This is a genomic window from Rhodococcus sp. EPR-157 (assembly GCF_001647195.1).
Lineage (GTDB): Bacteria > Actinomycetota > Actinomycetes > Mycobacteriales > Mycobacteriaceae > Rhodococcoides.
The window spans coordinates 1-11,282 of the sequence record NZ_LVCV01000017.1; the positions used below are offsets into that span (position 1 = coordinate 1).

Genomic DNA, 11,282 nt, shown 5'->3' on the forward strand with positions numbered 1-11,282 from the left:
CCACAATTTCCCCTGATACCGGCTGCGGCTTGCCATTGCCTCAAGTCGAACTTGATACATGAGTCATGCTCGCTGCACTGCAAAGGTCTGCTGTTCACGGGGAACTACGCGGAGTCGTGCCCCTCAGGTCCCTGCTGCAGTGTCGCCCTGAGCGTTGGCGCTGCGACACGTTAGGTCTCGTATGGTCGGACGACAATTCGGCTCCTCGGGGTCGTGCAGCCGGTCGTGGTCGCGTGCTGAGGAGGTGTCGGGGTGCCTCGAACGGCTGTGGTGTGCGAACCTGGGAGTGTGGTCACTCCTTTACCGAACTCTCCGAGCCCCGCCGCGGAGCCTTCTGTTCTGCCACCGGACACTGCATCGGCCCAGCCGACAACTCCCCGCGGTCGACGCACCCGCAACGCTTTAGTGCACGCAGCTCGCGAAGTATTCGAGGAACAGGGCTTTCACTCGACCAAGATCGCCGACATTCCACGGCGAGCGGCCATGTCCCACGGCTCCTTCTACACGTACTTCGACTCGAAGCATGCGATCTTCCGCGAGGTCGTCAATGGCGCGATGGGGGATCTATTTCAGGCGACGCGCTCGGGCTTGGGTGACGGCGGATCGCCGGTCGAACGCATCCGAGCGGCGAACACTCGATACTTCGCCTCCTACGCGCGCAACGCCGGTGTTCTCAGAGCCATCGAAGAGGCGTCGTTTCGCGATCCCTACTTCCACGACTTGCTGGCGCAGATACGTGCGGTTTTCGTGGATCGAATCACGACCGGCATCCGGCGTCTGCAAGAGCAGGGTCTCGCCGACCCGAAGCTGGACGCCGAACGGGCCGCTGCAAGCTTGGGTGGCATGGCGGAACAGGCTGCGCGCCATGCCTTTCTGTTCGGCGACTCGTTTGTCGAGGAGCTGACCGTGGACACGCTCACACGGCTGTGGGCGCGCGGTATCGGGCTCGATCCTGATTCGCACGACTGACACATGTTTCGACGCAGATGGTCCGGCGCTCGACGGTCGAGCTGTCAGCTGTCAGTGGCCGAGTGCACCAGTGAATTCATGGCACCGAGCCAGCGGTCGGTGTCGGTCGCACGGTTCATGTAGAAGCGGTGCACGTCGGGGTGGGGCAGGATGAGGAATCGATCATCCAGCATTCCTTGATAGGCCTGCTCGGCGACCTCTTCCGGGCTGAGTGTGCCTGTGCGTTCAGCGACCTCCGCGAGTGCACCCAGTCCTCCCAGCATTTGGGTTCGCACCGCTTGTGGGCAGATTGCTTGCACCACGATGCCGCGGTGTCGGTACGTCATGGACAACCACTCGGCGAACGCGACCGCGGCGTGCTTCGATGCAGCGTAGGGCGCCGCCCCCGGCATGGTGAGCAACCCGGCGGCCGAGGCGGTTACGACAAACCGGCCGCCTCCTTTGCCGATCCACAACGGGACGAGTAGTCGAGCAGCTCGAACGTGCGCCATCACATTGACATCCAGTGCCAGTTGCCAGTCTTCATCGGAAGCATCGATATCGCCGACGCCCGAAACTCCGGCGTTTGCGATAAAGACGTCGACCTGACCGAATTCCGAAGTCGCGCCGGCTATCAGGGCTGCGATCCCGTCCTCCGACGCGCAGTCGGCCGTTACTGCGATCCCACTTACCTCGCGCGCAACTGCGTGTGCGCCTGCATCGTCGAGGTCGTTGACGGTGATATTGGCACCGGCGGCAGCGAGCCTTACCGCCAACGCTCGGCCGATCCCCCCGGCAGCACCGGTGATGATGACGGACTTGCCGGTCAGGGGGGTCAGGTGAGGCTCTGTGTGCATCCGGCATCTCCAAGGTGTGAACGGGGCAGCTGCATACAGCCAATCGCATAGTCGACATGGCAGTCAACAGTGGGTCGGTGTGGATCCGCCTTTGCAGCTGGGTTATTTGCCTTAACGTGGAGTTTCAGTCTTCATCGGCGCTATAGAAATGCGCAGGGGTGTTGACAAACAAGTCATGTTAGTGATGCGATGTGATGGTCGTCACCGCCAAGGTCGATCAGTGACCGGCGAGATCGGTGACACCCGATTTACCACCGGCCAGCGCCTCGATGTGCGCGGCAGAACAGGAGCAACCAGCCATGACTGTGGACAATGGGACGAGACCAGCGGGTTCAGTAAACGGCGATCGAACGTCGAACGGCGCTGAGACAACGGTCGACGCCGTCATCGTCGGCGCGGGGTTCGGAGGTTTGCGCGCCCTGCACGAGATGCGTGAGCTCGGCCTGTCGTCGATCGTCATCGAGGCGGCTGACAACGTGGGCGGCACGTGGTTCTGGAATCGCTATCCCGGTGCCCGTACCGACAGTGAGAGCTGGGTTTATGCCTTCCCGTTCCCGGAGATCCAGGACGAGTGGGACTGGACCGAACGGTTCCCGACGCAATCCGAGGCGCTCGGTTACCTGAACTTTGTCGCTGACCGCCTCGACATGCGCCGAAATATTCAGTTCGAGACCCGAGTCACGTCAGCTGAGTACGACGAGCAGAGCACCGAGTGGATCGTCCGCACAAACACCGGCGACACGTTCCGGTGCACGTACTTCGTCCCGGCCGCCGGTCCACTATCGGTGCCCTACAAGCCGGACTTCGCCGGTTTGGACGACTTCCGCGGGGAGTGGCACGTGACTGGCCGATGGCCACACGAGGGTGTCGACTTCGCAGGCAAAAGAGTCGCCGTCATCGGCACCGGTGCCACCGGCGTGCAGCTGATTCCCATCGTCTCGCACACGGCGTCCGAGGTGACCGTCTTTCAGCGCACACCCAACTTTGTTCTCCCAGCACGTAACTACTCGTTGACAGCAGAAGAACGTCAGGGAATCCGCGCAAATTACGACAGCATCTGGGAGAAGAGCCGACTGCACTTCTTCGGTTTCCCGATGGATCTTGCGGGCCGAACAATCAACGACGTCACCCCCGAAGAAGCCCAGAAGATACTCGAATGGGGCTGGGAAATCGGCGGCTTCCACTTCATCTTCGAAACGTTCGACGACATTCTGGTCGATCCGAAGTCGAATCAGGTCGTCGCAGATTTCGTTCGATCCAAGATTCGATCCATCGTCACGGATCCCAAGACTGCTGATCTGCTGTGCCCGGAGAACTATCCCATCGCGGGCAAGCGACCCCCGCTGGGGCACTTCTACTACGAGACCTTCAACCGGGAGAATGTCAACCTCGTCGACGTGAGCGAGACGGCAATTTCCAGCATCACCGAGAAGGGTGTCAAAGTCGGAGACCGCGAGTACGAGGTCGATATCATCGTCTTCGCAACAGGATTCGACGCAGTGACCGGCAGCTACCGTGGCCTGGATATTCGCGGCCGAGATGGTAGAACCCTTGCCGATGCCTGGACCGATGGCCCCCGCACCCAGCTCGGAATCAATGTCGAGGGATTCCCCAACATGTTCATGATCGGTGGTCCACAGACACCGTTCGCGAACATTCCTGTGGTCATCGATGGCGTCGCGGAGTGGATCGGCAACGCAATCCGGTTCATGCGCGACACGAACGTTGCGACCATGGAGCCGACGGGGGAGTCGATGGAAATCTGGCGGCAGACCGTCAACGCCATCGTCGACGCGACCGTCCTGTCGGTGGGGCCGAACTCCTGGTTCCTCGGCGACAACATTCCCGGCAAGCCGCGGGCCGCCCTCTTCTACTTCGGCGGAGTCGGTGCCTTCCGTGAAGCGTGCCAGCAAGTCGCCAGTGGCGGCTACGACTCGTACGTCTTCAGTCCCGCCCAACCTGTCGCTGTCAGCAACTGAGTCCGACCCGTCACCGAAGGAGACATCACCATGGGAACAGCTCAACCGAACGCGCTCTTCGACCTCTACACCGCGATGGGGGTTCGGATGGGTGCCGAGCCGCCGATGGATCTTCCCACCATGAGAGACATGTTGGAGGGGCTGGCGGTGCTCGCAACCGAGCCCACCGACGTCACCTATGAAGACGTCGATGCCGGCGGCGTTCACGCCGTACTGATCACACCCGCGGGTGCACAAACAGATCGTGTGATCGTGTACGCACACGGTGGGGGGTGCGTGACCGGCTCCTCGGCAAGTCACCGCAAGCTTGCCGCTCACCTTGCCAAAGCGGCTGGATCCAGAGCGATCGTGCCGGACTACCGATTGGCTCCCGAGAACCCGTTCCCGGCACAGATCGAGGATCTGATCATCGTGCACCGCTGGTTGCGGGAACAGGGGTACTCTCCGGAATCCACTGCCGTGGCAGGGGATTCGGCCGGCGGCAACCTATCGATCAGTACGGCGCTACGGCTGCGGGAACTGGGAGAGCCGTTGCCTGCAGCGATCGTCGCATTCTCACCGTGGCTCGACATGGAAGTCACCGGTGAGACGATGAAGACGAATGCCGACAATGACGCGCTGATCTCGCCTGAGGTCAGCGGGATGATGGCCGGTATGTACCTGGGCGAAACCACGCCGAACACTGCTCTGGCGAACCCTCTGTACGCCGACTTGGCCGGCCTGCCTCCTCTGTTCGCGTCCGTGGGTGACGCGGAAACTCTGTTGGACAACGCGCAGCGCATCGTCGAGCAGGCGCGTGAAGCCGGTGTCGAAGCGACACTGGAGGAATCGCCCGGGCAGCAACACGTGTACGTATTCATGGCCGGCCGATCCAAAGAAGCGGACGAGACCATCGGCAACGCCGGGGAATGGTTGAAAGCCCAGTTCGGCCGCTGAGCCCGGTGACACCCACATCTGTGGGTGTCACCGCTTTCGTGGCTGACCTGACAGCTCGATCGTCTTGATGGGTCCGCGTCACCCATACATCCACAGCTCACATTCGAAACACTGAGGGATCACTATGCAATTCACTACTGAGCACGACGCGTTCCGCAAGATGGTCCGCGATGTCGTCGAACGGGATATCGCACCCCATCTCGACGAATGGGAGAAGGCGGGTGCCTTCCCTGCCCACGAACTGTTTCCGAAGCTCGGTGAGCTGGGTCTGCTGGGCCTCGAGTACGACCCGGAGTACGGCGGCCAGGGCGCTGAACACTCCTTCACCGTGGTGCTGTGCGAGGAGCTCTATCGCGCCGGTGCAGCAGGCGTACCTCTTGCCATCGGCGTGCAGGCCATGATGGCGACACCCTCTCTCGCCGAGTTCGGTACCGACGAACTCAAGCGGCGGTATCTCGCCCCGGCTATTGCTGGTACTCAGGTCTGCTCGGTCGCAGTGACCGAAGCGGGCGCTGGCTCCGACGTCGCCGGCATCCGTACTCGCGCTGTTCGGGACGGCGACGACTGGATCATCAACGGAAGCAAGCTCTACATCACCAACGGGACCCAAGCCGACTGGCTTTGCCTGCTGGCTCGCACCTCCGATGAGGGCGGCTATCGAGGCATGAGTCAGATCATCGTCGAAACGAAGTCACCGGGCTTCTCGGTCTCCAAGAAGTTGGACAAGCTGGGAAACCGCTCGTCCGATACCGCTGAGCTATACTTCGAGAACGTCCGCGTTCCGGTGTCCAACACGATCGGCGAGATCGGACGTGGGTTCCAGCAGCAGATGTCGCAGTTCGTGATCGAGCGGATGTTCGGCGCGTACGGCGTAGTGGGGGCCTGCCAGTGGGCTCTGGAACGGACTCGTGAATTCGTTCGGGAGCGCCAAGCGTTCGGCAAGTCCCTTGCCGACAACCAGTACATTGCGTTTCGACTCACGGAACTCGCTGCAAAAGTCGATGTGCTGCAGTCGCACAACTACCAATCGGCCGAGGCGCATATGGCCGGCGAGGACATCATCCGACAAGCGACCGTAGCCAAGCTCATGGCTGGGCGTTTGGCTCGGGAAGTTGCCGACGAATGCCTTCAGTTCCATGGCGGCATGGGATATATGGAGGAGACATGGACCGCTCGGTTCCTACGTGACAGTCGGCTCCATTCCATCGGGGGAGGCGCTGACGAGGTCATGCTTCAGGTACTCGCCCGCAGAGACGGACTGATTGCGTGACGAGTGATGCGGCGAGCCCGATTCTCTCGGTGGGCATGACCGGTGCTCGAACCATCAGCCGAATTTTTACAGACATGAGTGGAATGATGAAGCAGTCGAACGTAGCTCGGAATGAAGGCGGTACTCATGCGTCCTGACGTCTCTCAGGTAGGTCAGCTCGACCTCAACCTTGCCACCCGGATGTCGGTCGGCGACCTGCTGACGCGCAGTGCCCGCCTGTTCGGGCATCGAACGGCAGTCGCCGATTCCCACGAGGAAGTGACCTACTCCCAACTCGACAGCGCAGCTGAGGCATTCGGCCGCGGACTGCTTGAGTCCGGTGTCCGCAGCCAGGAGCCCGTGGCCTTTCTACTCGGCAACTCCTGGCGCTTCCTGGCCAGCTTCTTCGGCTGCGCAAAAGCCGGAATCGTTGCGTTGCCGATGAATCTCATGCTTTCCACCGACGACATCGCGTGGATCCTGCAGGACTCCGGCACAACAACGGTCATAGTCGATTCGGCGTACGTTCCTCTGCTGGAGGCAGCGCTGCCGTCCGTGCCTGCGGTCACGCGAATCGTGCTCATCGGTGACGAGGTTCCAGCCACCATCTGTGGTCGCGAGGTCGTTCGCTGGGACGACGTCGCGGCCGACTCGAGTCCGCTCGAAGTCGTTGTCGACGACCGCGACACGATGCATTGCCTGTACACCTCGGGAACAACGGCACGCCCCAAGGGCGTACTGACGAGCCATGTGTCCGTGTACGTTGCGCTGATGAGTAACGCTCTACAACTCGAGCATCGCCGCGGCGACGAGTTCAGCGTTTTCCCCGTCGTATTGCCGCTGTTCCACACAACGGCACTGGATACTCTGACGTTGCCGATTCTGCTGACCGGTGGAACGGTCCTTCTCCCAGCAGGTTTCGAGGCGGAGTCGTTCTTGGATCTAGCCGAGAGCCATGCCGCTACACACGTCATGCTGCTGCCCACCATGTTCAGCGCCGTGCTCGACTCACCGAGTCTGGCGACTCGAAATCTGTCCTCGGTTCGGATGTGTATCTATGCCATGGCACCGATGCCGGAGGAGCGGATCGGCCTGATCGCCTCGGCGTTTCCTAATGCGAAAATTCTGCTGGGCTCAGGGCAAACAGAGGTTGTCCCGGCCACAGTGTTCCAGTTCCCATCGCACCAGAAGACGAAGTCTGCGTCGTGGGGTCCGCCGGTTGTCACGGTCGATGCGCAGATCATGGACCAGTCCGGCCAACTTCTCCCAGCTGGCGAAACCGGTGAAATCGTCTACCGAGGCCCGCATGTCATGTCGGGCTATTGGAACAATGCGTCCGCTAACGCTGCGGCGTTCGAGCACGGATGGTTCCACAGCGGCGACCTCGGGCATGTCGATGAAGAAGGCGTGATCTGGTTTACCGATCGTGTCAAAGACATCGTCAAGACCGGCGGCGAGAATGTGTCCTCGGTCGAGGTGGAACGTGTGTTACTGAGCTGCCACGATGTCCTCGAAGCAGCAGTGATCGGCGTCCCTGACGACCGATGGGGCGAGTCCGTTACCGGCGTCGTCGTGCCGGTCGATCCCAACATCGACGCCGAGGCGCTTGCCGGTCGCTTGCTGGCCCATTGCAAGCAACACCTCGCAGGATTCCAGGTCCCCAAGCGGATCGATGTGGTGTCGGGGCTTCCGAAGACGGCCACAGGCAAGATTCAAAAAGCTGTGCTGCGCGACAGCTTTCGCATCTGAACGGGCTGAATCAGTCTTACTGGCAGTCGCACGCGAGCCGGGCGTCGGGTAAACCGACGCCCGGCCTCCATGTTGGGCCGATGTCGGCTCAACGCAACCACTTACAGCACTCAGAGCGCCGGCGCGCCGGCGCGACGAAAGGTCGCTTCCATGATTGTTGCCTACAGCACGTATTCACGTCCTCTTGCCGACGAAGACAAGAGCCTTGTTGCAGAGCACCTCGCCTTCATCAAGCAAGGATTCGACGACGGAACGTTCGTCGCAGCGGGGGCCCGCCAATCCTCGGTCGGCGGAGTGGTCCTCGCCCGCGGGGTCTCCGAAGATGACCTCCGTGCACTGATGCAGCAAGACCCGTTCGTCCGGGCCGGCTTGGTCGACGAGTACAAGATGATGACGTTCGCCGTGTCGATGGCGTCGATTGACGAACTGGCGGAGAACTGAGTCGGTTCCCGAAGCCAGAATGACGAGAACAGTTGTGTCCGACGAATCGAACAGTCTCTTCCTACCGATGAACATCGGCGAAATCGCGGTGGTCAATCGATTGGTAATGGCTCCGTTGACGCGACTACGAGCCGAGCCCGATGGGCGGCCGGGGGAGATCGTCGCTCAGTACTACGCCCAGCGCGCCAGCATGGGTCTGATCGTGTCGGAGGGAACTTTTACCACCGAGGCTTCGCGCGGCTACCTCGGGCAACCAGGTTTGGTCGACGATGCGCATCAGGCCGCCTGGGCTCGAGTTGCTGCGGCCGTCCACGATGCTGGTGGAAAGATCGTGGTGCAATTGATGGACGCGGGCCGTCTCACCCATCCGGGCATAACGGGAGGCCGCGAAGTGCTGGCACCGAGCGCGATTGCAGCCCCTGGCACCGCGCGAACCGAGGCGGGCAAGGAACGCTTTCCGATACCTACAGCACTGACAACGGCGTCGGCTGGGGATGTCGCCCAGCAGTTTGCCAGGGCGGCAAAGCGGGCCGTGGCCGCAGGTATGGACGGCGTGGAAATCCACGCAGCAAACGGATATCTGCTTCACCAGTTCCTCGCGCCTAATTCCAACCAGCGCACAGACCAGTACGGCGGCACACCGCGAAATCGAGCCCGACTGGTCGAAGAAGTAATCGACGCCGTCGCATGTGCAATCGGCTCGGGCCGGGTTGGGCTGCGAATCTCACCTGGGCACGACGTACAGGGAACGCTCGAGACGGATTCGGCCGATGTAGTGGACACGTACGGGAGGCTCGTCGATCACGTGAATCGAGGCGACCTGGCATATCTCTCAATTTTGCATGATAGTCCAGAGGGAAGCCTGGTCCAGGAACTTCGTCGCCGTTTCGCAGGGCCTCTTGTTCTGAACACTGGATTCGCCTCGATCACAACGCTTTCCGATGCCTGTGCCATGCTTCTCGACGCGGGTGCCGACGCAGTCGCTGTCGGCCGGGCTGCAATCGCGAATCCTGACCTCGTCGAGCGGTGGCGCGACGGATGTGCGTTGAACGTTCCGCGGCCCCATACCTTTTACGTTGGTGGTCCCGAGGGGTATGTCGACTATCCCCGTCGTTGAGTGATCGCTGGGAAGGGGACTTGCACGGTCACCGTGCGGGCATCCTCAGGCCGCCGTCCAACCGGACGGTCTCGCCGTTCATGTAGTCGTTCGTCAACAGCTCGAGCGCCAGTCGGGCGAATTCTTGGGCGTACCCGGCGCGCTTGGGAAAGACAGCACTTCTCGCCAACTTGTTCTTGTAAGCGTCGCCTTGTGGCAAAGAGTCGAAGATCGGCGTATCGAACAATCCCGGCGCGATCGAGTTGACTCGGATGCCGAACTCGGCGAGGTCCCGCGCCATCGGCAGCGTCATACCCACTACGCCTCCTTTGGCCGCAGCATAGGGCGTCTGGCCGACCTGCCCCTCGAAGGCCGCGATGGAGGCCGTGTGCAGGATCGATCCACGCGTCGCTCCATCGGACGTCGGTTCGCTCTTCGCCATGGCAGCGGCAGCGAGTCTGGCGCAGTTGTAGGCACCGATCAGATTGACCTGAACTTCTCTCGCGAATGCTTCGAGCGGTAACGGGTCGAAATCGGCCGATACGGTCCGACGTTCTTGGCCGAAGCCTGCAGCGTTCACCAATGCACGTAGAGGGCCCATGGTGACCGCGGCCTCGACTGCAGCCGCGACGGATTTCTCGTCCGTGACGTCGGCTCGGCAGAAGCGGCCTCCGATGTCACCGGCTACTGCCTCTCCCCGATCGGTCTGCAGGTCGAGAATGACCACTCGTGCCCCTTGGTGGGCCAACAACCTGGCTGTTGCCTCACCGAGGCCGGAAGCGCCCCCGGTAACAATGGCGGAAGATTCGCTGAGATCCATGACGCACGCCTCTCGATCGGTCTGTGTACGACAACCTTACGGTTCATCTGACAACAAAATCAACTATGGATAAACAAGGATATCGAGCTGCACAGGCATAGTGGACTGAGAATTGCAGTCAATGCGGGAAGCTTCTGACTGAACAGTCATATTTGAGAACGGGCAGGTGCTCGGATGCTCGCTCCACTGGAACCCGTCGGCGCGGTCGTCCAGCGAGACGAATCAGGTCTGCGGTGCCGACGTGCCGGCTTCGGTGGAGGGTGAGACGCCGAGTGCGCGCGCCCAGAGTTTCGTCAGCGTAGTGACAGCCCTTGATTCGTCGTATTCGACACCGTGCACGAACCACAAGAGGGTGAAGTTCTCGACCATCCCACCCAGAATGCTCGCTGTCAGATCTGGGTCGAGGTCAGGGTCGGCGATCCCGCGTGACTGCAGGGATCGGATACCTGCTGCGTTTCTTCTCAGGAACGGCTCGCGTATCTGAAGCTTCAACTCTCGAAAGTAGGGCTCTCTGATGGCCATTTCCTCGATGACCGCAATCAGTCGGGCGTTGCGCCTGGCGACGGCCAGATAGGTCCGATTGGCTTCCAGGATGCGGCTGTAGGGATCCGACGCAACATCGACGGAAGGCCTGGAGGCAGAGAACATTTCACCGGTGATGACGGTGAAGATCTCGCCGAGTATCTCTTCTTTCGTTTTGAAATAATGGTAGAACACCCCGTAGGACGTACCGGCCTGGGCAGCGATGTCCGAGATGCGGGCATCGCGAAAGCCCATCTGCTCGAACGTCTCGCGTGCAGCATGTATCAACGCCGAGCGAGTACGTCGGCCGCGAGCCGTGGACGGCGTTTGAACCGACGACGTGGTTTGCCCACGGCTGACGACGGACGTCGGGAGCGGGGGAGAGCCGATTCGACGTGCCACTGAGCTCCTTCGATTCGAGGCCCGTGGGTGTCATCATCGGCGTCGACGGGCGGGTAGGGCCGGTGTGAATGCTGTTGTCGATAGTAAGGCGTCGTCAGTCGCGGGCAGGGACACCGAAGAGGTGTCGTTCAGACGATCTCGAACAACCCGGCCGCACCCATGCCGCCACCGACGCACATCGAGACGACCACGTAGCGAACGCTTCTACGCTTTCCCTCGATGAGAGCGTGACCCACGAGGCGGGCACCGGACATTCCGTAGGGGTGTCCCACCGAGAGCGCAC

Annotated in this window: 10 protein-coding genes and 1 pseudogene; 7 read left to right on the top strand and 4 right to left on the bottom strand. The window is 61.4% G+C overall.

Features of this window, described 5'->3' with window-relative positions; genetic code table 11:
• Positions 1-405 precede the first annotated feature (405 nt).
• Positions 406-969 (top strand): TetR/AcrR family transcriptional regulator, encoded by a 564-nt coding sequence (locus A2J03_RS00510; protein ID WP_082897495.1) that lies wholly within the window; start codon positions 406-408, stop codon positions 967-969.
• Between the two features lie 44 nt (positions 970-1,013).
• Here the strand turns inward: A2J03_RS00510 and A2J03_RS00515 are convergent, their stop codons facing one another.
• A complete protein-coding gene (locus tag A2J03_RS00515; RefSeq protein WP_068368224.1) occupies positions 1,014-1,805 on the bottom strand; it encodes an SDR family NAD(P)-dependent oxidoreductase in 792 nt (263 codons plus the stop codon).
• 299 nt (positions 1,806-2,104) lie between these two features.
• On the opposite strand from A2J03_RS00515, the gene A2J03_RS00520 reads away from it, so the two are divergent.
• The 6 genes from A2J03_RS00520 (at position 2,105) to A2J03_RS00545 (ending at position 9,276) form a co-directional block, all read left to right on the top strand.
• Positions 2,105-3,784 (top strand): flavin-containing monooxygenase, encoded by a 1,680-nt coding sequence (locus tag A2J03_RS00520; protein WP_082897496.1) that lies wholly within the window; start codon positions 2,105-2,107, stop codon positions 3,782-3,784.
• A gap of 30 nt (positions 3,785-3,814) precedes the next feature.
• A complete protein-coding gene (locus A2J03_RS00525; protein ID WP_068368226.1) occupies positions 3,815-4,720 on the top strand; it encodes an alpha/beta hydrolase in 906 nt (301 codons plus the stop codon).
• Positions 4,721-4,844: 124 nt separating this feature from the next.
• On the top strand, positions 4,845-5,990 hold the full coding sequence (locus A2J03_RS00530; RefSeq protein WP_068368230.1) for an acyl-CoA dehydrogenase family protein: 1,146 nt from the start codon (positions 4,845-4,847) through the stop codon (positions 5,988-5,990).
• Between the two features lie 111 nt (positions 5,991-6,101).
• The gene (locus A2J03_RS00535; RefSeq protein ID WP_082897497.1) at positions 6,102-7,718 is read left to right on the top strand and encodes an AMP-binding protein; all 1,617 of its coding nucleotides are present in this window, start codon (positions 6,102-6,104) and stop codon (positions 7,716-7,718) included.
• Positions 7,719-7,868: 150 nt separating this feature from the next.
• Positions 7,869-8,159 carry a YciI family protein gene (locus tag A2J03_RS00540; RefSeq protein ID WP_068368233.1) on the top strand — a complete coding sequence of 97 codons (291 nt, stop codon included), beginning with the start codon at positions 7,869-7,871 and terminating at the stop codon, positions 8,157-8,159.
• Between the two features lie 19 nt (positions 8,160-8,178).
• On the top strand, positions 8,179-9,276 hold the full coding sequence (locus A2J03_RS00545; protein ID WP_231912303.1) for an oxidoreductase: 1,098 nt from the start codon (positions 8,179-8,181) through the stop codon (positions 9,274-9,276).
• A gap of 28 nt (positions 9,277-9,304) precedes the next feature.
• On the opposite strand, the gene A2J03_RS00550 is transcribed toward A2J03_RS00545, so the two are convergent.
• The 3 genes and pseudogenes from A2J03_RS00550 to A2J03_RS29625 form a co-directional block, all read right to left on the bottom strand.
• Positions 9,305-10,075 (bottom strand): SDR family oxidoreductase, encoded by a 771-nt coding sequence (locus A2J03_RS00550; protein WP_068368235.1) that lies wholly within the window; start codon positions 10,073-10,075, stop codon positions 9,305-9,307.
• A gap of 222 nt (positions 10,076-10,297) precedes the next feature.
• Positions 10,298-10,999, bottom strand: coding sequence for a TetR/AcrR family transcriptional regulator (locus A2J03_RS00555; RefSeq protein ID WP_082897498.1), 702 nt, complete (start codon positions 10,997-10,999; stop codon positions 10,298-10,300).
• Between the two features lie 128 nt (positions 11,000-11,127).
• Positions 11,128-11,282: pseudogene (locus A2J03_RS29625) on the bottom strand (acetyl-CoA C-acyltransferase); the annotation flags it as partial.

Bases quoted from the DNA above. Each gene is read 5' to 3' on its own strand.
- A2J03_RS00515 (WP_068368224.1), bottom strand. From the start codon at position 1,805: ATGCACACAGAGCCTCACCTGACCCCCCTGACCGGCAAGTCCGTCATC.
- A2J03_RS00520 (WP_082897496.1), top strand. From the start codon at position 2,105: ATGACTGTGGACAATGGGACGAGACCAGCGGGTTCAGTAAACGGCGAT.
- A2J03_RS00525 (WP_068368226.1), top strand. From the start codon at position 3,815: ATGGGAACAGCTCAACCGAACGCGCTCTTCGACCTCTACACCGCGATG.
- A2J03_RS00530 (WP_068368230.1), top strand. From the start codon at position 4,845: ATGCAATTCACTACTGAGCACGACGCGTTCCGCAAGATGGTCCGCGAT.
- A2J03_RS00535 (WP_082897497.1), top strand. From the start codon at position 6,102: ATGAAGGCGGTACTCATGCGTCCTGACGTCTCTCAGGTAGGTCAGCTC.
- A2J03_RS00540 (WP_068368233.1), top strand. From the start codon at position 7,869: ATGATTGTTGCCTACAGCACGTATTCACGTCCTCTTGCCGACGAAGAC.
- A2J03_RS00545 (WP_231912303.1), top strand. From the start codon at position 8,179: ATGACGAGAACAGTTGTGTCCGACGAATCGAACAGTCTCTTCCTACCG.
- A2J03_RS00550 (WP_068368235.1), bottom strand. From the start codon at position 10,075: ATGGATCTCAGCGAATCTTCCGCCATTGTTACCGGGGGCGCTTCCGGC.